Below are 21,471 nucleotides of genomic sequence, written 5' to 3'. Positions count from 1 at the left end.
AGGCGACCGCGGCGTTGCACGTTCAACTGCCCTGGCAGAGCGCCACGAGCGCCTCTCGCGTGGGCGCCGCCGGCATCTTTGCGGCGAGCTCGCCCAAGAGGTCGATGGACAGGTCGCCATCCACCTCCTGCATGCGCATGCATCGAGGCTCATTGCCGCTGCCATCAATCTCGATGCGACTCACCGCATGGGCCAGCTTTGCGTCGCGCGGCGTGAGCGTCAGGGTCCAACGCTTGGTGTCGTTGGTGCTGTGCTGCACAGTGAAGGCTTGCTCAAGTCGCGCGGCGTCGCCGCCCAACAAGGCAACGAAACTGTCCAGCAGTATCTGCAATTGCGGCGCGCGCTTGAGCGAGAAGGTTCGCGGCTCGCGGCCTTCGCGCTGCAGCGTCACTTCGCCATTGGCGATGGTCGACACTTCGCGGTTCGGGTGCTCGACCTGGCGCTGCAAGCGGTCGTCACCGAGCCATGCCAGTTGGCCGGAAACCACCAGCGGTTTGTCCAGCATCTTCATGAAACGCGCTTCGGCAAACGGTGTGCGTGCAGGTGCCGGGCGCCCCAGCGAACTGACCAGAGCGCGTGCGGTGACGGCGTCTTCAGGCGCCGACGCGTTCGCGCACAGCGACAGCATCAGTCCGCCCACGAGCATCCACGTCTTGCTGCCAGAAATCATAGAAATTGAACCAGTTGTAGGGGGCCACGTGAACGTAGTGTTCCATGCGGCGGGCAAAGCGGGCGAGCACGATGTCCAGTGCCTGCGCGCGCTCGTGGCGTGGAATCTCCACGCGATCGGCGAACGACTCGAAAATCAGGCGGTAGCGATTGCCACCCTCGTACAGTCCAAAGCAAAGCATCACCGGCACGCGCAACGAATGCGCCAGCAGCCATGGGCCCACCGGAAAGGGTGCGGGCTCACCCAGGAAGGGCGTGCGGCGAAGCACTTCGTGCTCGCGACCGCGATCGGCCAGCAAGGCAACCATGGCACCTTGTTCGCAAGCCTCGGCCATGGCCAGCGTAATGGACGCACCGCCAAGCGACGAATCGATGACGTTGGCACCAATTTCGGGTGCAAGCGCCTCAAGTAGCTCGGTCATGTCGGGCGTTTTCTGCTTGTCCAGCACGACCCGCAGGGAAATGTCCGGTCGGCGCGAGCTAAGCGCCCGCAAAGCTTCGAAGCTGCCCTGGTGGGAGCCCACCAAGAGCAGACCGCGCCCCTGCGCCAGAGTGGCCTCTAGTTCATCGAGACCCTCGACAGTGAGGTCGAAACCTTTCTCACCATGCGCCAACAGAAAGATGCGGTCGAGCGTGATCGCAGCAAAGGCGTGAAGGTGTTTCATCACCTGCCACGTGGTGACCGGCTTGCCGAGCACGCGTTCCAGAAAATGGCGCGAGGCCGCACGCTCCGGGCCGCGACGCAAGTAGAAGTAGAGCGTGACGGGATAGAGCACCAAGCGGCCCAATGGGCGACCGCCCGCCAGTGCGACGGTGCGAATCAGCCACAACGCAAAACGCCCGCCACCTTCGGGCCGACTTTGCCAATGGCCGCTCATGCCATGCCCTCGACTGTGCCACGCGCGAGCAAGGTGTCGCCGCGGCGGATCTCGAAGCGCACGCGCACACCTGTGTCGGCCAACACCACCTCTGCTTGCTCGTCCGGCAACAGGGGCGCCACGAATTTTGCATCCACGACGCGTACCAGGCGCTCTCCTCGCCACTGGTGAAGGGCAGTTGCCACATGCTCCAGCAACAGAACACCCGGCACCAGAGGCTTACCGGGGAAATGACCGGGCAGGCAGGGGTGATCATTAGCCACCAGAAACGTGTGGTGAAATTCGGTGTGGCTCATGACGATGCGGGATCCTCGCCGCGCACCAGTTGCGGCCAGCGTGCGGCAATGTCCAGCGCCAATGCGTGCAGACGCGGATGCTCGATATGCCGCAGATGCCAGCGGCGAAACACGTGTTCCAGCAGGAACGCCGCGCCGATCAACAGGTAGCCGCCCACGTGCATGTATGACTGCGCCAGCGCCGCTGACACCGGCCAGGGTGAGGAAACACCCAGCGAATGCAGCAAGCCGCCGGGCTCAGCGCAGAGCAGCAGCACCGTGAGCACCAGCGCCTGCGCCGCGGTAAGCATCGTCCAGAACCAGGTGAGCTGGCGGGCATAGCGAGCTACGCCGGGCGTATGCAATCGTTCTGCGCCTTCGACTGCTTCGATGAAACGGGCGATCAACGGTGTCGAACCCGCACGCAGGCTTCGCCCAAACAGCACAGCCAGCAGCACGTTGATAGCGATGGGCACGATTTCGAGCAGCAGACCTACCATGCCATGCAGCCACAGCTCAGCCATCGCTGCCAGGGTGACCGTCCACACCATCCAAGGCAGCGGCCTGCGTGCGGCAAGGCCCGGCGCCATCAGCAGGGTGAACAGCAGCGCGCACGCCGCGAGGGAGAAGCCCTGGCGATGGGTGATCACGCCGGCCATCGCCAGCACCGGATAGGCGAGCATCAGCGGCAACCAGCGCCGCGGCGTCGATCTCGGTGGGGAGACGAATGAAGACGACATGGGTGGTTCAGCCTGCCTGGATTCGAACGGGACGCAACGGAAGTCTGCCGTGTTGGCGCCCCATCATGCCCGATGCCAGTTAAACAGCTCTGTGCCGTTCAACGTGCTCGGACAGCGTGCGCAGGCTGGTGAAGATCTGGCGGTTCTCGGGGTTGTCCGAGCGCAGCTGGAAGCCATAGCGCTTGGAGACGGCCAGCGCGATTTCGAGCGCATCAATGGAATCCAGGCCGAGATCGCCGCCAAACAGCGGGGCATCCGGGTCGATCTGGTCGGCCGTCACTGTTTCCAGATTGAGGCATTCCACGATCAAAGTGGCCAGTTCGTGTTGTGCGGCGCTCTGCTCGACCATGCTGGTCCATACCTGTTGCGTGCGCCTCTCCCCCGGAGGTCGCGGCCGACAAGTGTAACATAGCGCCCCCTACCCCCTCTTTTGATGCCATGGTTCAGGGTTGTGAAAACGTCAGGCTGGCGCCGCGGCGTGCGCCCCAGGTGTCCTACCGACACACTGACCTGGCAACGCTTTGGCATGAACCCGGCACCTTGGCCGTGTTCGGTTTTGGCGCCGGGGCCGCCTCCAGTGACGATCCACGCTGGCTCCGGGTGGACCTGGAAAGCTTCGACGCTCCCGCGACGATGGAGCTGTGGCAGGTCGACGGTCCGGTGACGCATGGAAGGGTCGGCGATCTGCAATGGTCGGCTGGCGATGGCTGGCTGTTTGCTGCCATCACCCTGAATGAACCGGCGTGTGGCGGTCCAAGCAGCACCGCCGCCACGATCTATGCGCAACTGCGTGAATTCCTGGCGACCCGACGCGAGCGCCACGTCCTGCGCATCTGGAATTATCTGGGTGAGATCAATCAGGGCGAAGGCGACGTCGAGCGTTACAAACAGTTCTGCGATGGCCGAGCCATCGGTATGGGCAGCTTCTTTGCCGAAGGCTTCCCGGCGGCCACCGCCATCGGACACCACGCCCCGGAGCCGCGCCTGCAGGTGTATCTGCTGGCCTGCGATGAACCTGGTGTACGCGTCGAGAACCCCCGACAGGTAAGCGCATGGCGCTACCCGCGCCAGTACGGCCGCACGCCGCCCAGCTTCGCACGCGCGATGGCCTTGCCCGGTCTGGATGCCCTGGCTATCTCCGGCACCGCTGCGGTGGTCGGCCACACCTCGGCGCACGATGACGACCTGCTGGCACAGTTGGACGAAACGCTGGTGAACCTCGAAGCGTTGTTGGCCAATGCTGGGATGGCCGCCGGCTTCGACACGCAGTCGCCGCTGAAAGCCTACGTACGGCATCCCACCGACGCCCCCATCGTGCGCGACTTCCTGCAGCGGCGCCTGCCTGGCGTGCCCGTGCTCCTGTTGCACGGCGACATCTGCCGTAAGGAGTTGCTGGTGGAGATCGATGGCTGGCGCTACGCCTGACTATCAGCTCGGCCAACCGTTAGGGGCATGGCAGGCATGAAAAGCCTGCTGGAAGTGGCTGATCAGAAATGACGTCACCGGCGACTGTCGATCCGGCAGCGCTGCATATATCTCAGCGAGCGAAAGGTCGCCTTTGCCTGTATCCAAGGTGGCGATCGGCACACTACTGAGTACGGCGGCGTGCACGGTCATGCCGCCCGTGCGATAGCGAAACAACGCGGTGCAATCATCCGGTCGCGACTGCCAGCTCATCACGGGGTTGGTTTGGCCGAGATCCGCACCAGCGCCGAAAGCATTCGCCGTCATACGCTCACCGGCGCCCGGCAGCAAACCGTTCGCTGCATCCAGAATGCAACCCACACAACCGGGCTCGACGGTGTAGCTGACCCAACCAGCCGAAACACCCTCAGGCGCGGCAAAGGTATAAACGGTGCTGCCATCCCAGCCGATGGCCGCCCGCTGCACATGCCATTCGGTGGGCACAGGCATCCAGCCGACGACATCACCGTAAAACCACTGCACGTGATCATTCACCGCTGCAGGTGGCATAGCGGGTAGCGGTGGAAGCTTGGTGGCATCCGTCTTGGTCCGCTCACCGGGCCACGATGAAACGTCGATGAGTGTCACCGCCACACCAGCGACGGACGCTGTACGTAGCTGATAGTCCGTTCCGGGAGACGACTGCGTCTGCGGTGCGCTCCTGAGTTCCCGCACGACCGTCTCAGCATGCGATGGGGGCGCACAAGCGCCCCACAAGCACGTCACGACAAACACCACCCATAGGTAGTTACTGACCCTGTTTCGCATAACGCCCTCTTCGCCCTGATGACAGGGCGACTGGATGGTCCGTGTCACCCGTTCTTCGAGCTGCCAACTCCAGTGGCATGAATTCAACCTTTGGCATACCCCGGATCCAGACGCCCGAGAAAAGCCTGCACCTGCGCCTTGAGGTAAGGGTTTGCCGTTCCGCCACCATCGGCCGTTTTCTCGTCGTGAAACGACATGGTCTTGAGCAAGCTGCCGGTTGCTGCATCGAAAACCTGGACGGTCGCTTTGTAGCTAACTACCGGCAGACCTGTACCCGTGCCCGTCATGGAATTGCTAAACGTACCCATTTCAGGCGCATAACGCACAGCAAGCCGATAAGGCTGGGACTGATCCTGCGTTCGAGATGGCTGGCCTTGCGAGAATGCAGCATCGTCATGCGACACCGTATGCAAGGTCAGATGACGTCCGTCTGCCCACGAATCGAACGCTCTCTCGACCATGTCGCAATTGACCGTTCTGCTGGCGCAGGAGAGATAGATGTTGAAGCGAGGTTTTGCATCGGCATCAAACAACTGAACCGCACCAGACTTCGTCGCACCCGGATCAGGGGCCGACGCCGTGTTCGCACAACCTTGCAAGAGCAAGATCAACATCACCCATGCACTGAACGTCCATACACGCATAACCAATTCCTTCACGACTAGGTGGGGGATAGGTACGTACGAAACGTCTTGCGTGATCACATGCATCCATGGTCACCGCGCCATGCCTTCACATAGCGCGCGAACCCGAACTACGATTTCTTGATCGGTCGCTGCCATCCATTGAGCGTCATCTGCCGAGCGCGGGCGATGGTGAGCTCGCCTGGAGGTGCATCCTTGCCGATCACCGAGCCTGCAGCAATGGTGGCCTGCGCGCCGATGGTGACGGGCGCGACGAGCGCACTGTTGGAACCAATGAATGCGCCATCGCCAATGGTGGTCAGGTGCTTGTTGGCGCCATCGTAGTTGCAGGTAATGGTGCCGGCGCCGATGTTTACGCCGCTACCGATGACGGTGTCGCCGAGATAGCTCAGATGATTGGCCTTGCTGCCCTTGCCAAGCTGTGCTTTTTTGGTCTCGACGAAATTACCGATGTGCACACCCTCGGCCAGCTCCGTACCAGGACGGAGGCGCGCGAACGGGCCAATGATGCACGGCCCGTGAGTCACCACGCCTTCCAGATCGCAGTGCGGGTGCACGATGGTGCCGGCCGCGAGATGCACATCCTTCAAGCGCGTGAAGGCGCCGATCCGTACGTCATCACCCAGCGTCACCTTGCCGTCAAGGATGACATTGACGTCGATCTCCACATCCATGCCCGCATGGACAGTACCGCGCACATCAATGCGTGAAGGATCGACGATACGCACACCCTCCAGAGCGAGCGCCTTGGCCGCGCGCAGACGGTACTGCGCCTCCAGCTCGGCGAGCTGCCAGGGATTGTTGGCGCCAGCGGCCTCGTATTCGTCCTCGCATTCCACACACGTCGCGGCGCGATTTTCACCTGCGGCCATGGCGAAGATATCGGTGAGGTAATACTCACCCTGCACATTGTTGCGGTCGAGTTTGGACGTCCAACGCTTCAGCGCCTCGGCTTCGGCCGCGACGATGCCGGTGTTGATGAGGTTGATCGCGCGTTGTGCGTCATCCGCGTCCTTCTCCTCCACCACTGCGCGCACGAGACCGTTGCCATCGCGCAGCACGCGCCCATAGCCGAACGGGTTGGGGACGCGCGTCGCCAGCAGACTGACCGTGCCCTCGGCAGACACCAGCCGCTGCAGTGTCTGCGCACGCGTCAACGGTACATCGCCGTAAAGCACCAGCACGGCGGCTTCGTCAGGCACATCGAGCAATGCCTCACGCACCGCATGCCCGGTGCCCAGACGCTGGGATTGCAGCACCCAGTTCAGGTCGGGCTGCCCCTCGAACGCCGCAAGCACCTGGTCGCCACCATGGCCGTAAACCAGATGGATCTTCTGCGGCTGCAGCGTTCGCGCCGCATCCAGCACGTGTGCCAGCAGAGAACGGCCAGCCAAAGGCATCAGCACCTTGGCCTTTTTCGACTTCATGCGCTTACCCTCGCCAGCGGCAAGGACGATCACATGCAAAGGGGCGTTCTTAGTCATAAGCAGACCTATTCAGACTCGCGGCCGAGGATAGCAGCGCCGGGGGTGCGTCGCGGGGAACATCGGACCGAGGGGTTAAGGCTTGGGAACGGGGGACGCGCTGGCTTCGGTCACCGGCTTGCCATCCTCCCACGCAAACCGGAACACATAGTCCCGATGGAAGGGGCGGGCCTGACTACCTGTGTCGTGCGTGTTGCCAATGGCATCGGCAGCCCACTGAGTGACACGCAACGGCTCGAAGCGCCAATGCATCACGGCGGTGCGCACCACGTCGTCGAACTGCCTCCGCTGCGGGCTCGCCTGGTCCTCGCCTTCGATACGCACCTCACTGACCTTGCCTGCCGTATCAACCGCCAGCGTGGCCTTCACCTCTTGCGGAGGCAGACGCGCATCCAGCAGACCCGGCGGATACGGCGGTGCCGTGTGATCGCGAGGCATACCACCCGTGGTGATCTCGCCCAGTGCCAGCGGGTAGTGCTGCATCGCTGGCGAGGGGTGTCCTGCGACGCCGGTGGGCGCGCTGGCGCAGGCCGCCAGCAACACACTGACGACCGCGATGGGAAGGACTCCGTAGAGACTCAGGCGGCGTTGGCGCATCGCGTCCGGGGCTTCGATGACCGGCTTCAGATCAGCATAAACAAAAACGCCGACCCAAAGGCCGGCGTTTCGTGGGGCACCATCGGACGCTGCGCTTAGTGCTTGAGCGTCTTGCGCAGGCGCTCCAGCGCCTGCAGCTGGGTGATGGCCTGGGCCAGCTTGGCCTGTGCCTCGGCGATTTCGACGGCGTCGGTGCGGTTGGCCAAGGCGTCCTCGGCTTCCTGCTTGGCGCGCTGGGCGGCAGCTTCATCCAGGTCGGAAGCGCGCGCGGCGGTGTCCGCCAGCACAGTGACGACCTGCGGCTGCACTTCCAGGATGCCGCCGGACACCCAGAACTGCTGACGCTCGCCACCGACCAGCACCACGTCAACGTGGCCCGGCTTCAGGCGGGTGATCAGCGGGGCATGGCGGGGCGCAATGCCCAGTTCGCCCATCTCGCCGGTGGCGACCACCAGCTGTGCTTCGCCGGAGAAGATCTCGGCTTCGGCGCTGACGATGTCGACACGGAGGGTATGACTCATGACGGTATTCCGGTGCGTTCGGTGAAAAGCAGACGATGCTGTGTGGAGCCAGTGAAGCGCGGCAAGCGCACTTCACCGTAAAGCCTCACACCGATCAGGCCGCCTTTTTGGCGCCCATTTCCTCGGCCTTCTTGATGGCCTCGTCGATGCCGCCGACCATGTAGAACGCCTGCTCCGGCAGGTGGTCCACGTCGCCGTCCACGATCATCTTGAAGCCACGGATGGTGTCCTTCAGCGGCACGTACTTGCCCGGCGAGCCCGTGAACACTTCAGCCACGTGGAACGGCTGAGAACAGAAGCGCTCGATCTTGCGTGCGCGGGCCACGGTCAGCTTGTCTTCTTCCGACAGCTCGTCCATGCCCAGGATCGCGATGATGTCCTTGAGCTCCTTGTACTGCTGCAGCGTGCCCTGCACGCGGCGGGCAATGTCGTAGTGCTCGTTGCCGATCACGTTGGGATCCAGCTGGCGGCTGGTGGAGTCCAGCGGGTCGATGGCCGGGTAGATACCGAGCGAAGCGATGTTACGCGAGAGCACCACGGTCGCGTCCAAATGGGCGAAGGTGGTGGCCGGCGACGGGTCGGTCAGGTCGTCCGCGGGCACGTACACGGCCTGGATCGAGGTGATCGAACCGGTCTTGGTCGAAGTGATGCGCTCCTGCAGCACGCCCATTTCCTCGGCCAGCGTCGGCTGGTAACCCACCGCCGACGGCATGCGGCCGAGCAGTGCGGACACTTCGGTACCGGCCAGCGTGTAGCGGTAGATGTTGTCTACGAACAGCAGCACGTCCTTACCCTTGCCGTGCTCGTCCTTCTCGTCGCGGAAGTACTCGGCCATGGTCAGGCCGGTCAACGCCACGCGCAAACGGTTGCCCGGCGGCTCGTTCATCTGGCCGTACACCATGGCCACCTTGTCGAGCACGTTGGAGTCCTTCATCTCGTGGTAGAAGTCGTTGCCCTCGCGGGTACGCTCGCCCACGCCAGCGAACACGGACAGACCCGCGTGCGCCTTAGCGATGTTGTTGATGAGCTCCATCATGTTCACGGTCTTGCCCACGCCGGCGCCGCCGAACAGGCCGACCTTGCCGCCCTTGGCGAACGGGCAGATCAGATCGATCACCTTGATGCCGGTTTCCAGCAAGCCGCTGGCCGGGGCCTGGTCTTCGTAACTCGGGGCTTCGCGGTGGATTTCCCAGTGGTCCTGGGTGCCGACCGGGCCGGCTTCGTCGATGGGATTGCCCAGCACGTCCATGATGCGGCCCAGAGTGGCCTTGCCGACCGGCACCTTGATGGCTTCGCCGGTGTTGCGCGCCATCAGGCCGCGCTTCAGGCCGTCGGTGGAACCGAGGGCGATGGTGCGGACGACGCCGTCACCGAGCACCTGCTGGACTTCCAGCGTGATGTTGGTGCCGTCGATCTTCAGCGCGTCGTAAACCTGCGGCACCTGATCGCGTGCGAATTCCACGTCGATAACCGCGCCGATGATCTGTACAACTTTGCCCTGGCTCATGGATGTGCTCCGGATGGATCTTTTAGGTTCGTTACAGCGCCGCCTTGGCGTCGCTCTTGTTGAGTAGTGCAACCACGGATGGTTGCCTTTTGAATCTGGCGATCATGGATGATCGCTTTAACCGTTCGCAGCCATGAATGGCCGCTCTTTGATCTTCTCTTGCAGGCAGGGATACCTGCACTTATACAGCCGCGGCGCCGCCCACGATTTCCGAAATTTCCTGGGTAATCGCGGCCTGACGCGCCTTGTTGTAGATCAGCCTCAGTTCGCTGATCACCTTGTTGGCGTTGTCCGACGCGCTCTTCATGGCCACCATGCGCGCTGCATGCTCGCTGGCCAGGTTTTCCAGCACACCCTGATACACCACGGACTCGATGTAGCGACCCAGCACGTACTCCAGCACGGCGGCGGCATCGGGTTCGTAGATGTAGTCCCAGTCGTGCTTCTGCTCGAGCTTGAGGCCCGCCACCGGGTAATCCGGCGAGGCCGGCTGGCCCTCGATCATTTCCCCGGCCACCACGGGCAGCGGAAGCAGCGCATGCACCGCCGGCTTCTGCGTCATCGTGTTGATGAACTCGTTGTGCGCAAGGAACACGCGGTCGAGCTTGCCACCCATGTAGGCGTCGAGCGCGACCTTCATCACGCCGATCAGCGCTTCCAGCTTCGGACGCTCACCGAGGTGGCTGGCCGTGGCGATCAGGTTGACGCCCTTGATGCGGCGGAAGAACTGGATCGCCTTCTGGCCGACCGCGACCACGTCGACTTCCACGCCCTTGTCCTGCCACTCGCGGATGGCCGGGAGCAGGTTGCGGAAGAGGTTGGCATTGAGACCACCGCACAGACCGCGATCAGTGGTGATGACGAGGTAGCCCACGCGTTTGACGGACTCGCGCTCCTGCAGGAACGGATGCTGGAAGTCGGTGTTGGCCTGGGCGATGTGCGCGATCACCTTGCGCATGGAGCGCGCATAGGGCCGCGAGGCCTTCATCAGATCCTGCGCCTTGCGGATCTTCGAGGCCGAGACCATTTCGAGCGCGCGCGTCACCTTGCGCATGTTCTGCGTGCTCTTGATCTTGGTTTTGATTTCGCGTCCGCTTGCCACGTTTGCCTCAACCTTCTGGGTTATTGCGATCCCGGCTGCATTGACCGGAGTGCGGTACGGCCGTATGGACGGCCGTACACCCTGCTACTGCTTACCAGCTGCCGGTCTTCTTGTACTCGTCGAGCGAGGACTTGAAGACGGCTTCGATGTCGTTGTTCCAGTCACCGGTGGCGACGATCTTCTTCATCAGGTCGCCATGGTTCTGGTGCATGAAGGCATGCAGGCCCTTCTCGAACGGCAGCACCTTGTTCTGCGGCAGATCGTCGAGGTAGCCCTTCTCGGCGGCGTACACCGACAGCGCGAGCTCGGCGACCGACAGCGGGGCGTACTGCGACTGCTTCATCAGCTCGGTCACACGGATGCCGCGGTCCAGCTGGGCACGGGTGGCCGGGTCCAGGTCCGAGGCAAACTGCGCGAACGCAGCCAGCTCACGGTACTGAGCCAGGGCCAGCTTCACGCCGCCGGACAGCTTCTTGACGATCTTGACCTGGGCAGCACCGCCCACGCGCGACACCGAGATACCGGCGTTCACGGCCGGGCGGATGCCGGCGTTGAACAGGTCGGTTTCCAGGAAGATCTGGCCGTCGGTGATCGAAATCACGTTGGTCGGCACGAACGCAGACACGTCGCCGGCCTGGGTCTCAATGATCGGCAGCGCGGTCAGCGAACCGGTCTTGCCCTTCACTTCGCCGTTGGTGAACTTCTCGACGTACTCTTCGGACACGCGGGCTGCGCGCTCGAGCAGACGCGAGTGGAGATAGAACACGTCACCCGGATAGGCTTCGCGACCCGGCGGACGCTTCAACAGCAACGAGATCTGGCGGTAAGCCACGGCGTGCTTGGACAGATCGTCATAGATGATCAGCGCGTCTTCGCCGCGGTCGAGGAAGTACTCGCCCATGGCGCAACCGGAGTACGGCGCGATGTACTGCAGCGCGGCCGACTCGGACGCCGAGGCGACCACCACGATGGTGTTGGCCAGCGCACCGTTCTCTTCGAGCTTGCGCACGACGTTGGCAATCGACGAACGCTTCTGGCCGATAGCGACGTAGATGCACTTAATGCCGGAGTCTTTCTGATTGATGATCGCGTCGATGGCCAGCGCGGTCTTGCCGGTCTGACGGTCGCCGATGATCAGCTCGCGCTGGCCACGGCCGATCGGGATCATCGAGTCCACCGACTTGTAGCCGGTCTGCACCGGCTGGTCGACCGACTTACGCCAGATCACGCCCGGCGCGACCTTTTCGATCGGCGAGGTGAGCGGCGCATTGAGCGGGCCCTTGCCATCGATCGGGTTGCCGAGCGAGTCGACCACGCGACCGAGCAGCTGCGGACCGACCGGCACTTCGAGAATGCGGCCGGTGGTCTTGGCGGTGTCGCCTTCGCGCAGGTGCTGGTATTCACCCAGCACCACGGCGCCGACCGAGTCACGCTCGAGGTTCAGCGCGAGCGCGTAGGCGTTGCCCGGCAGTTCAATCATTTCGCCCTGCATCACGTCGGCCAGACCGTGGATGCGCACGATGCCGTCGGACACGCTGATGATCGTGCCTTCGTTGCGGGCTTCTGCGCCGAGCTTGAACTGCTCGATGCGGCTCTTGATCAGTTCACTGATCTCAGACGGGTTCAGGGTGGTGCTGGACATGGGTCGATATCCTGAAATTTAAGCCTTTGGTGAAGAGTCCAGCCATGGATGGTTGGTTTTTGCTCTTCGCGAAATGGACTTCGCTTGAAACTTGTGTTGTCCGGCCACAGATGGCCGGCTTTGCTCTTCGCGAAACGGACTTCGCGTAAAACTTAGACGGTCAGCGCGCGGGTCATGCGCGCCAGACGTCCACGGGCGGAGCCGTCGATCACTTCGTTACCAGTGTCAATCACCACACCGCCAAGCAGCGACGCATCGACCTGGGTCTCCAGTTCGATTTCGCGCTTGAAGCGGCGCTTCAGCGACGCCTTGAGTTGTTCGGCCTGCGCGGCATCCAGCGCGAACGCGCTGGTCACCTTCACCAACAGCTGCGACTCGGATTCGCGCTTGTACTGTTCGTACAGCGCCGCGATTTCCGGCAGCAGCGCCAGGCGACGGTGCTCGGCCAGTTCGCCAAGAAACATTGCGAACGGCGCGTCCGCGGCCATGCCTTGCGGCAAGTGGAGCCCCACCAGCTGCTCCGGCTGCACGCGCGGATCGTTGCCGAAGCCAACCACGCGCGGGTCCTTCGCCACCTCGGCAGCGAAAGCCAGCGCCTGCGACCATGCACCGAGCGAGCCGGCCTCATGGGCCAGCTCGAAAGCTGCACGTGCGTAGGGGCGGGCGAGAGTGATTGCCTGCGCCATGACTTAGATCTCGGCCACAAGCTGGTCGAGCATCGCCTTGTGGGCGTTGGCGTCGACTTCGCGCTGCACGATCTTCTCGGCGCCCTGGACGGCCAGACGGCCCACCCAGCTACGCAGCTCTTCGCGCGCACGCTGCTGCATGCTGACGATTTCTTCGGCGGCGGCAGCCTTCAGGCGGTTTGCCTCGGTCGTGGCTTCGGCGCGGGCCTTGTCCACAATCTGGTTGGCCTGCTGCTGAGCACGCTCGATGATCTCGTTGGCCTGCTGACGGGCCTGCTTGATCTCATTGGCAACCTTGGCGTCGGCATCCTTCAGTTCGGCGCGCGCCTTCTCGGCGGCGGCCAGACCTTCGGCAACCTTCTTCTGACGCTCTTCAATCGCGTGATTGAGCTGCGGCCAGATGAACTTGGTGGTGAACCAGACCAGGATGGCGAAAGAAACCATCTGGCCCAGGAAAGTCAGATTGATATCCATGAGCTTTCCAATTAACTCCGGTAACGCGTTAAACCGCAGATCGCCGCAGCGCGATCACGCTGCGGCGACACTTTTCCGCCAATTAACCGCCGACGGCGGTCTTGAGAGCGGCGATCAGCGGGTTCGAGAACGCGAACAGCAGCGCCACGGCCAGGCCGATAATGAACGCGGCGTCGATCAGGCCGGCGAGCAGGAACATACGGCCCTGCAGCAGCGGGACCAGCTCCGGCTGGCGAGCGGCGGACTCAAGGAACTTGGAACCCATGATGGCGATACCCAAGCAAGCGCCCAGAGCGCCGAGACCGATGATGACGCCGATCGCGATGGCGGTGAGGCCCTGGACGTGAGCGACGAGTTCGACGAGGTTCATGGAATTCTCCTGTGAATCTTTCTAAAAGAGTGATTAAAGCGAAGCGGATTAAAGCGAAACCGGAACGAACAAAACCTCAGTGATGCTCACGTGCCGTGGCGATATACACGATCGTAAGCATCATGAAGATGAAGGCCTGCAGCAGGATGATCAGAATGTGGAAGATCGCCCATGCGGTGTTGAACAGCACACCCGGCAGGAAGCTGATCCAGCCTGCGAACAGGCCAGCAATCAGCATGAACACCAGCTCGCCGCCGTACATGTTGCCGAACAGTCGCATAGCGAGCGACACCGGCTTGGACAGGTATTCGACGACATTGAGCAGGAAATTGAACGGCACCAGGATGGCTACCACGACCGGGTTATGGGCGTGGAACGGGGAGGTCATGAGCTCCTTGCCGAAGCCCAGCGCGCCCTTGGCCTTCATGCCATGGCCCAGCACGATGAAGAACACGGCGAGGGCCAGGCCCACGGTGGTGTTGATATCGGCGGTCGGCACCCAGCGGAAGAAGGTTTCGTGCATCGCATGGACGCCGCCAGCGGTCTTGACCGCAAAGCTCGGGGCGTCCAGGGGCAGCAGGTCCATCGCGTTGAGGAAGGTCACCCACATGAAAATGGACAGCGCCAGCGGGGTCACCGTGCGGCGATCACCGTGGAAGGTGTCCTTTACCTGGGTGTCGACGAACTCGACGATGATCTCTACAAAAGCCTGACCCTTGGACGGCACGCCCGAGGTGGCCTTGCGGGCCTTGAGCCAGAACCACAGACAGAACAGAGCGCCCAGTAGAAAGGCCACCACGATCGAATCGAGATGGATCTGCATGAACGGGCTGTCACCCAGGCTCACCGTGTTGTGGTGCAGGTGATGCTGGATGTATTCAGTTAGTCCGCCCTGCGGCTCGCTTGCCATGTGTTAGCCCTTGAATCTGAATGCCAGCAAATTTATTGCGTAAGCAGCCACCAGCCCCGTGATGGCAGCTAGTGGCGGTAATTTCCATTGACCCAGGATCGCGACCAACCCTCCGAAGATCACGATCCACTTCAAAACCATGCCCGACATCACGCGCCACATGGTCATGCCGCCACCACCTAACCCAGCAAAGGAACGCCACGCCAGAAGCGCCGTACCCAGCGCCACGATCATGGCACCCGCAGCGGCCGCCAATGCATCGCGGAGCCCCAGCGTAAGGAAGGTGAGACCTACGATCACCGCCACGGCCAGCTGCAGCAAGATAATGCGCAGCGCCAGACGACGACCGGAAGCAAGACTGTTAAGCACGTGACGTTCCCGCGCGGTTTCGCTCTTAAGCGGCACCGAACCAGCTACGGGCCACGGTCCAATCCTTAAAAGTATATCAGCGAGGCATTTACAGCGACAAGCCGCACTTGCTGCGACATCTTGTCAAAATGCCGACTCATCCACTCTTCGGGCGTGAGATTTCACGCATAGAAAAAGGGCCGGACAGAGATCCGGCCCTTTGACGCAACAGGGGGAAGAGAGGCGCTGCGTCGGTAAGCGGTATTACTTGGCGCCGGTGGCAGCCTTTTTGACGGCGGCCACCGGAGCGGCGACGGCGTCATTGGCGGCCTGCTGCTGCTCCTGCACCAGGGCGCTCAGCGACTCGGCGGTCTTCTGGCTCACGGCGATGATTTCCTGGGTCACGGCCACGGCGCGCTCAGCGTTTTCGCGGCTGGCGGCGGCACCCTTTTCCCACAGGTTACGCAGACCATCCATGTCGCGGGTTTCGAGGGCGCCGCTGATGAATTCAGCGGTGGATTCCGCCTGCTTCTCAAGCGCCTTGATCTGCAGCTCGGCAATCTTTTCCAGACCCTTCAGGGCCACCGACTGAGCCTTGAAGGCGCTGTCAGCAAGCTGCTTGGCGTAGGCGAAAACCTGGGTATTCAGTTGCTGCGTCATGGCTTGATCCCTCGACGGGAGTAGGGGTAGTGGCGAGCACTCTACCAAGCCATTTTGTGCGCTGCAATATATTTTTCCTGAACAAAGCAGAATGTAACAAAAAATTCAAGATTCTCCGGACATTACGGCAGAACCATGAATTTTTGCGACGCATCAAAAACTGTCACGACTACAACTGGCGCCCGACGTGCAGGTTTCGTGCACGACCACCTTGTCCAGCCCAGGAAGGGCCGACTCGAGGCGACGGAAGATCCAGCGAGCCAGCATTTCGCTGGTTGGGTTCTCCAGACCTTCGATGTCATTGAGGTAGTGGTGATCCAGCTGGTCGAACAGCGGGGCGAAGGCGGCCTTCACGTCGGCGAAATCCATGACCCAGCCCATGGCGGAATCGGGCTCGCCGGCCACGTGGATCTCGATCTTGAAGGAATGCCCGTGCAGGCGCGCGCACTTGTGGCCCGGTGGTACGTTGGGCAGGCGGTGCGCCGCCTCGATATGGAAGACTTTGAAGATATGCATGGCGATATTCTACCGCCTGGATCGGACCGCTTCCCGAAGGCGGCGAATCCCATGGCCCGCACGGCGTGTCGACGAGAGTGCCACCGGCATCGCCCAACACAGCTTTCCTGCCACCATGTCGGCGTCAGGGCATGTACTGCCCGATGATCATGGCGTTGAGCTCGCGCCCCTTCCAGAACATGTGATGTATCCGCTGGCTGAGCTTCTCCAGTGACTTGGAACTGACGTCACCGAAGGTGAGCATCACCGCGGGTCGCGAACCATCCCCCGGAACGTGTTCGATGCCCTCCCATGCCGGGAAGCCGTACTTGGTCAGAAACTCTCCGAGTTCCTCGTCCGAGGTTCCCGGCGCGATGTTGCCCACCAGTAGACGCAGCATGGTCGTTTCTCCTGCCATGCCTCCGAACTGCAGCGCGGTCGGCGGCAGGCGTTTCGATCGTCAGTACTTCTGCGGAATGAAGCGGAAGGGATAGTCCGGCTCGCGGTAGCCACCGCGCTTCTGGCGCTTGGGCAGCTCGATCTTGGGTCGATCCACCTCTTCATAGGGAATGCGGCTGAGCAGGTCAGCGATGATGTTGAGGCGCGCACGCCGCTTGTCGTTGGAGTCCACCACCAGCCATGGCGCGAACTGCGTGTCAGTCGCCTTGAACATGTCGTCGCGGGCACGCGAATAGTCGTACCAGCGGCTGTATGACTTGAGATCCATCGGCGACAGCTTCCATAGCTTTCGCCCGTCGTGAATGCGCCCCTTGAGGCGGCGCGTCTGCTCTTCCTCGCTCACTTCCAGCCAATACTTCAGCAAAATGATGCCGGAGCTCACGATGCTCCGCTCTACCAATGGCGCTACGCGCAGGAAGCTCTCGACCTGGTCTTCGGTGCAGAACTCCATGACACGTTCAACGCCCGCACGGTTGTACCAGCTGCGGTCGAAGATCACGATTTCGCCAGCCGCCGGTAAATGGGGCAGGTAGCGCTGGATGTACATCTGACTTTTTTCTCGGTCGGTGGGTGCCGGCAACGCCATCACGCGGAATACGCGCGGGCTGACGCGCTCAGTGATGGCTTTGATGGCACCACCTTTGCCCGCACCGTCGCGCCCCTCGAAGACGATGCAAATCTTTGCTCCGGTCCTCTGTACCCACAGCTGCAGCTTCACCAGCTCGACATGGAGCTTCTCCAATTCCTTGGTGTACTCCTTGCCCTTCAGCCGGGTTTCCTCGGCAGGAGCCGCCGGCTCTGCCTGCTTCTTATCCTTTGCCATGGCATCGCGCCTCCCACGGTTAGAGAGTTCACCTGCAACGACTCCGGTAAACCACCCGGCGAAAGACCGCGCACAATGGCGACGCCCCGAGCGCGGCGACGCCTCGCCGGCCACGACAGCCGGTCAGCTCATTTCCAAGGGAATCAAGCGTGACAGCAAGGTCATCAAGCCTTCGTCAAACGACGGCCACGATGGGTGAATGTCCCGCGGAGCGCCCAGGCGGCCGCCCGCATCGAGCGGCAGAGCGAACGCCTTTTGATTCGGCAACTGACCCAGAGCGGAGCTCCGGCCGGGACAGAGACGGCCAGAGTCAGACTGAAGGCATCCGGCGGGCCATAGGCGCTTGCGAACCCCGGATTGGGCCGCCGCCATACTGGATGCAGACACGTCGCAGAACTATGATCGGCGTGACTCGGTGGGACAGGATGTGATCGCATCATGCTTTCCGACGAACCCATTTCGCGTGTTGAGCCTGCGGCGGACAGAACGCAGTCCTGGTTGCGCTGGCTGCCGGGCCTGGTAACGCTGCGGAGTTATCAGGCCAGTTGGCTACCCAAAGACGTGGTCGCCGGATTGGTCGTGACGACCATGCTGGTACCTGTCGGCATCGCCTACGCCGAGGCTTCGGGTGTGCCTGGCGTATACGGCCTCTACGCCACCATCGTGCCGCTGTTGGCGTATGCCCTGTTCGGTCCGAGCCGCATTTTGGTGCTTGGTCCAGACTCCGCTCTGGCAGCGCCGATTCTCGCCGTGGTGGTTTCCGTCGCTGCAGGCGATCCCTCGCGCGCCATTGCCGTCGCCGGCATGATGGCGGTCGTGTCAGGCCTGCTCTGCATCATGCTGGGATTGTTTCGGCTGGGCTTCATCACCGAGCTGCTTTCCAAACCGATTCGATACGGCTACATGAATGGCATTGCGCTGACGGTGCTGGTGAGTCAGCTGCCCAAGCTCTTTGCCATTTCCGTCGAAGACCAAGGCCCGCTGCGTGAAATGTGGAGCCTTGGAAGATCGATAGCGGCGGGGAAGGCCAACTGGTACACCTTTGCCGTGGGTGCAGGGACCCTTGTGCTTATCCTGCTCCTCAAGCCCTACAAGCGGCTGCCGGGCATCCTCATAGCCGTGGTCGTGGCAATGCTGTGCGTCGTCGCCTTCAAGCTCCAGAGCTACGGCGTCAAAGTGCTTGGCCAGATTCCGCAGGGCTTGCCGCGGCTTGAGATCCCCTGGGCAAGCGATGTGGATCTGGTGAAGATCCTCCTTGGCGGCTTCGCCGTGGGGTTGATCTCGCTCGCGGACACCAGCGTGTTGTCTCGTACGTTTGCCGCTCGCCTTCATACGCGCGTCGACCCCAATCAGGAGATGGTCGGACTGGGCGTGGCCAATCTCGCGGCCGGATTTTTCCAGGGATTTCCCATCAGCAGCAGCTCCTCGCGCACCCCTGTGGCCGAGACAGCCGGTGCGAAAACCCAGGTGACCGGTGTGGTGGGCGCCGTGGTGGTGGCGCTGTTGCTGATGGTGGCGCCAAACCTGATGCGCAATCTGCCAAACAGTGCACTGGCTGCAGTCGTGATTGCAGCGGCACTCAGCTTGTTCGAATTCGCAGACCTCAAGCGCATCTTCCGTATCCAGCAGTGGGAGTTCTGGCTTTCTATTGCCTGCTTCGTCGGCGTGGCGGTATTCGGCACCATCCCGGGCATCTGCATTGCGGTGGCCATTGCGGTGATCGAGTTCCTGTGGGACGGATGGCGGCCGCACTACGCCGTCCTTGGCCGGGTGGAAGGCCTGCGCGGATACCACGACACCAAACGCTATCCGCACGCTGCGCGAATTACTGGCCTGGTGCTGTTTCGCTGGGATGCGCCGCTCTTTTTCGCCAACGCCGAACTCTTCCAGCAACGCTTGCTCGAAGCTGTCGAATCCTCGCCCACTCCCGTGCAAAGAGTGATCGTGGCGGCCGAGCCCGTCACCAGTATCGATGTCACGTCCGCCGACATGCTGCGCGAGTTGAGCAGCATCCTGCTCGATCGAGGCATCGCCCTTCATTTCGCCGAAATGAAAGATCCCGTACGCGACAAGCTCAGACGCTTCGAACTGACGGACATCATCGGTGACGCGAGCTTCCATCCTACGGTGGGTAGTGCCGTGGATGACTATCTGAAGAAGCCCTGACGACGACCAAAGCCGATGGCGCACAGAAGGAGCGAACACCTCGTGGTGCATAGCGGTAACCCGTACTTAAGTCCCTTGACGCATACCACTGCCACATGAGTAAGATGCGCCGCATCGTGGCGTGCGGAATCAATGACGCCCTGGTCGACCTTCCGTCGCATAGTGCGGATCGATCGACACTGTGCGATGCGTAACGGACTTATTGGCCCCGAAACCGCCATGATGTTGAGCGGCTAATCGGATGTGTCTCTGGGCCGCATCCGTCGATCTATTACCGCTCCACATGGACGTTTTTCTCGATGCTATTTTCCTCCAGCGACTTCCTGTTTCTGTTCCTGCCAGTCGTTGTTGGGATTAGCCTCCTCCTGCGCCGCCCCCTGCTGAATCCATTTCTGCTGCTGGCCAGCGTGGTTTTCTACGCGTGCGGCGGGATCAAGCACGTTCCGCTGCTGTTCTTCCTGATTCTGGTCAACTTTGTCTCCGGCATAGTCATCGACAACTACCGGGAAAAAAAATGGCATCGCGCCAAGGATGCGGTCTACGTCCTGTGTATCGCCATTAACATTCTGAGCCTCATCTACTTCAAGTACGCGGGCTTCATCGTTACCAACCTCAACGCAGCGCTTGCCTTCACCGGCCTGCATATTCACCAGCCAGCGAACCACCAGTTGCCGCTGGGCATTTCGTTCTTCACCTTCCACCTGCTGTCCTACGTCGTCGACATCCATCGCGGCGTGGCGAAAGCGCAGCGCAATCCGCTGGATTTCGGCCTCTACATCTGCTTTTTCCCGCAGCTGATCGCCGGGCCGATCATCCGTTATCACGACGTCGCCAGCCAATTGACCGACCGCAGAGTGACGCTCGAGAAGTTCGCCTCTGGCGTCGAGCGCTTCGTCACCGGCCTGGGCAAGAAGGTTTTGCTGGCCGATACGCTTGCCACGACGGTCGACCCGATTTTCACCCTGTCGGCGACCGAGCTGACGTCGCCGCTGGCATGGATCGGCATTTGCGGCTACGCGCTTCAGCTTTACTTCGACTTCTCCGGCTATTCCGACATGGCGATTGGCCTGGGTCGGATGTTCGGCTTCGAGTTTCTGGAAAACTTCAACTACCCCTACATCTCCAAATCCATCCAGGAATTCTGGCGCCGCTGGCATATCTCGCTGGGCAACTGGTTCCGGGACTATCTCTACATTCCGCTCGGCGGCAATCGGTGTGGCCCTATTCGCACCGCCTTTAACCTTCTGACAGTGTTCCTGCTGTGCGGCTTCTGGCACGGCGCGAGCTGGAACTTCCTGGTCTGGGGCTTGATCCACGGCCTGTTCCTGGCGCTGGAGCGAGGGCCGTTCGGCGGCTGGCTGAAGCGGTTTCCGCGTCCGCTGTCCTGGCTGTACACCATGACCGTGGTCCTGGTCGGCTGGGTGTTCTTCCGCTGCGAGACCTTGCCTGAGGCGCTGGACTATCTGCGGGCGATGTCCGGGTTCGGCAGGGCGGAAAGCGCCGTCAGCGTGAGCGAATTCGTCACTGACGGCCGCCTCATGCTGATTCTGCCGCTGGCCCTGCTAGCGGCAACACCGATCTTCTCGCCGCTGACCCGCGACTGGGCGAGGCGAGCCATCCAGGTATTCGGCGCGCCCGGCAAGACCCCTGAAAAACAGCTCAGTCCCAGGCTCGATAACCTGCTGGCCGGGCTCCGCCCGCCGGTGCTGCTGGCCATCCTGGCGTTGGCCGCTGTCTATGTCGCTGGCAACACTTACAGTCCTTTCCTCTATTTCCGGTTCTAAGGGGC

Annotated in this window: 25 protein-coding genes; 3 read left to right on the top strand and 22 right to left on the bottom strand. The window is 62.0% G+C overall.

The annotated features are described in order from the left end of the window. Positions 1 to 22: 22 nt before the first annotated feature. From AC0GUR_RS16000 to AC0GUR_RS15980, 5 genes are all read right to left on the bottom strand, one after another. Positions 23 to 646 carry a LolA-related protein gene (locus AC0GUR_RS16000; RefSeq protein ID WP_472878494.1) on the bottom strand — a complete coding sequence of 208 codons (624 nt, stop codon included), beginning with the start codon at positions 644 to 646 and terminating at the stop codon, positions 23 to 25. Then, positions 594 to 1,547, bottom strand: a complete 954-nt coding sequence (locus AC0GUR_RS15995) for an LpxL/LpxP family acyltransferase (protein ID WP_472878493.1) — start codon at positions 1,545 to 1,547, stop codon at positions 594 to 596. The genes AC0GUR_RS16000 and AC0GUR_RS15995 overlap by 53 nt, the downstream gene beginning before the upstream one ends. Continuing rightward, positions 1,544 to 1,843 carry an ApeI family dehydratase gene (locus tag AC0GUR_RS15990; protein ID WP_472878492.1) on the bottom strand — a complete coding sequence of 100 codons (300 nt, stop codon included), beginning with the start codon at positions 1,841 to 1,843 and terminating at the stop codon, positions 1,544 to 1,546. The genes AC0GUR_RS15995 and AC0GUR_RS15990 overlap by 4 nt, the downstream gene beginning before the upstream one ends. Further along, positions 1,840 to 2,562: a COG4648 family protein gene (locus AC0GUR_RS15985; RefSeq protein ID WP_472878491.1), complete on the bottom strand. Its 723-nt coding sequence runs from the start codon at positions 2,560 to 2,562 to the stop codon at positions 1,840 to 1,842. The genes AC0GUR_RS15990 and AC0GUR_RS15985 overlap by 4 nt, the downstream gene beginning before the upstream one ends. Positions 2,563 to 2,641: 79 nt before the next feature. Beyond that, entirely contained in the window at positions 2,642 to 2,911 is a 270-nt protein-coding gene (locus AC0GUR_RS15980; protein ID WP_472878490.1) for a phosphopantetheine-binding protein, read from the bottom strand. Positions 2,912 to 3,000: 89 nt separating this feature from the next. On the opposite strand from AC0GUR_RS15980, the gene AC0GUR_RS15975 reads away from it, so the two are divergent. Beyond that, positions 3,001 to 3,987 (top strand): chorismate transformation FkbO/Hyg5 family protein, encoded by a 987-nt coding sequence (locus tag AC0GUR_RS15975; protein WP_472878489.1) that lies wholly within the window; start codon positions 3,001 to 3,003, stop codon positions 3,985 to 3,987. 3 nt (positions 3,988 to 3,990) lie between these two features. Here the strand turns inward: AC0GUR_RS15975 and AC0GUR_RS15970 are convergent, their stop codons facing one another. The 17 genes from AC0GUR_RS15970 to ppk2 all read right to left on the bottom strand — a co-directional run bounded on the left by AC0GUR_RS15970 (position 3,991) and on the right by ppk2 (position 17,516). Next, positions 3,991 to 4,701 carry a DUF4850 domain-containing protein gene (locus AC0GUR_RS15970; RefSeq protein ID WP_472878488.1) on the bottom strand — a complete coding sequence of 237 codons (711 nt, stop codon included), beginning with the start codon at positions 4,699 to 4,701 and terminating at the stop codon, positions 3,991 to 3,993. Between the two features lie 176 nt (positions 4,702 to 4,877). Then, positions 4,878 to 5,438, bottom strand: a complete 561-nt coding sequence (locus AC0GUR_RS15965; protein ID WP_472878487.1) for a hypothetical protein — start codon at positions 5,436 to 5,438, stop codon at positions 4,878 to 4,880. Between the two features lie 110 nt (positions 5,439 to 5,548). Then, positions 5,549 to 6,922: a bifunctional UDP-N-acetylglucosamine diphosphorylase/glucosamine-1-phosphate N-acetyltransferase GlmU gene (gene glmU / locus AC0GUR_RS15960; protein ID WP_472878486.1), complete on the bottom strand. Its 1,374-nt coding sequence runs from the start codon at positions 6,920 to 6,922 to the stop codon at positions 5,549 to 5,551. 75 nt (positions 6,923 to 6,997) lie between these two features. Continuing rightward, positions 6,998 to 7,519, bottom strand: a complete 522-nt coding sequence (locus AC0GUR_RS15955) for an energy transducer TonB (RefSeq protein WP_472878485.1) — start codon at positions 7,517 to 7,519, stop codon at positions 6,998 to 7,000. Between the two features lie 95 nt (positions 7,520 to 7,614). After that, a complete protein-coding gene (locus AC0GUR_RS15950) occupies positions 7,615 to 8,040 on the bottom strand; it encodes a F0F1 ATP synthase subunit epsilon (protein ID WP_472878484.1) in 426 nt (141 codons plus the stop codon). Positions 8,041 to 8,134: 94 nt separating this feature from the next. Next, entirely contained in the window at positions 8,135 to 9,547 is a 1,413-nt protein-coding gene (gene atpD, locus AC0GUR_RS15945) for a F0F1 ATP synthase subunit beta (RefSeq protein WP_472878483.1), read from the bottom strand. A 181-nt stretch (positions 9,548 to 9,728) separates the two neighbouring features. Then, a complete protein-coding gene (atpG, locus tag AC0GUR_RS15940; protein WP_472878482.1) occupies positions 9,729 to 10,649 on the bottom strand; it encodes a F0F1 ATP synthase subunit gamma in 921 nt (306 codons plus the stop codon). Positions 10,650 to 10,740: 91 nt separating this feature from the next. After that, entirely contained in the window at positions 10,741 to 12,291 is a 1,551-nt protein-coding gene (gene atpA / locus AC0GUR_RS15935; RefSeq protein WP_472878481.1) for a F0F1 ATP synthase subunit alpha, read from the bottom strand. Between the two features lie 152 nt (positions 12,292 to 12,443). After that, on the bottom strand, positions 12,444 to 12,977 hold the full coding sequence (locus tag AC0GUR_RS15930; protein WP_472878480.1) for a F0F1 ATP synthase subunit delta: 534 nt from the start codon (positions 12,975 to 12,977) through the stop codon (positions 12,444 to 12,446). 3 nt (positions 12,978 to 12,980) lie between these two features. Further along, positions 12,981 to 13,451 carry a F0F1 ATP synthase subunit B gene (locus tag AC0GUR_RS15925; RefSeq protein WP_472878479.1) on the bottom strand — a complete coding sequence of 157 codons (471 nt, stop codon included), beginning with the start codon at positions 13,449 to 13,451 and terminating at the stop codon, positions 12,981 to 12,983. A gap of 82 nt (positions 13,452 to 13,533) precedes the next feature. After that, a complete protein-coding gene (gene atpE / locus AC0GUR_RS15920) occupies positions 13,534 to 13,821 on the bottom strand; it encodes a F0F1 ATP synthase subunit C (RefSeq protein ID WP_038622390.1) in 288 nt (95 codons plus the stop codon). Between the two features lie 76 nt (positions 13,822 to 13,897). After that, positions 13,898 to 14,731 carry a F0F1 ATP synthase subunit A gene (atpB, locus tag AC0GUR_RS15915; protein ID WP_472878478.1) on the bottom strand — a complete coding sequence of 278 codons (834 nt, stop codon included), beginning with the start codon at positions 14,729 to 14,731 and terminating at the stop codon, positions 13,898 to 13,900. 3 nt (positions 14,732 to 14,734) lie between these two features. Further along, positions 14,735 to 15,100: a hypothetical protein gene (locus tag AC0GUR_RS15910; protein WP_472878477.1), complete on the bottom strand. Its 366-nt coding sequence runs from the start codon at positions 15,098 to 15,100 to the stop codon at positions 14,735 to 14,737. A 243-nt stretch (positions 15,101 to 15,343) separates the two neighbouring features. Next, the gene (locus AC0GUR_RS15905; RefSeq protein ID WP_472878476.1) at positions 15,344 to 15,739 is read right to left on the bottom strand and encodes a phasin family protein; all 396 of its coding nucleotides are present in this window, start codon (positions 15,737 to 15,739) and stop codon (positions 15,344 to 15,346) included. A 153-nt stretch (positions 15,740 to 15,892) separates the two neighbouring features. Continuing rightward, entirely contained in the window at positions 15,893 to 16,255 is a 363-nt protein-coding gene (gene queD / locus AC0GUR_RS15900) for a 6-carboxytetrahydropterin synthase QueD (RefSeq protein WP_472878475.1), read from the bottom strand. Positions 16,256 to 16,379: 124 nt separating this feature from the next. Beyond that, positions 16,380 to 16,634, bottom strand: coding sequence for an RNA recognition motif domain-containing protein (locus tag AC0GUR_RS15895; protein ID WP_472878474.1), 255 nt, complete (start codon positions 16,632 to 16,634; stop codon positions 16,380 to 16,382). Between the two features lie 60 nt (positions 16,635 to 16,694). Beyond that, positions 16,695 to 17,516 (bottom strand): polyphosphate kinase 2, encoded by an 822-nt coding sequence (gene ppk2, locus AC0GUR_RS15890; protein WP_472878473.1) that lies wholly within the window; start codon positions 17,514 to 17,516, stop codon positions 16,695 to 16,697. A gap of 438 nt (positions 17,517 to 17,954) precedes the next feature. On the opposite strand from ppk2, the gene AC0GUR_RS15885 reads away from it, so the two are divergent. Continuing rightward, complete coding sequence (locus AC0GUR_RS15885; protein WP_472878472.1) at positions 17,955 to 19,682, top strand: SulP family inorganic anion transporter; 1,728 nt, start codon at positions 17,955 to 17,957, stop codon at positions 19,680 to 19,682. Between the two features lie 299 nt (positions 19,683 to 19,981). After that, complete coding sequence (locus AC0GUR_RS15880) at positions 19,982 to 21,466, top strand: MBOAT family O-acyltransferase (RefSeq protein WP_472878471.1); 1,485 nt, start codon at positions 19,982 to 19,984, stop codon at positions 21,464 to 21,466. Positions 21,467 to 21,471 lie beyond the last annotated feature (5 nt).

Source organism: Dyella sp. PARNA 12/25, from assembly GCF_055702865.1.
Note: the sequence above shows the minus strand (reverse complement) of the source record. Positions and strands in the feature narration are given on the sequence as shown.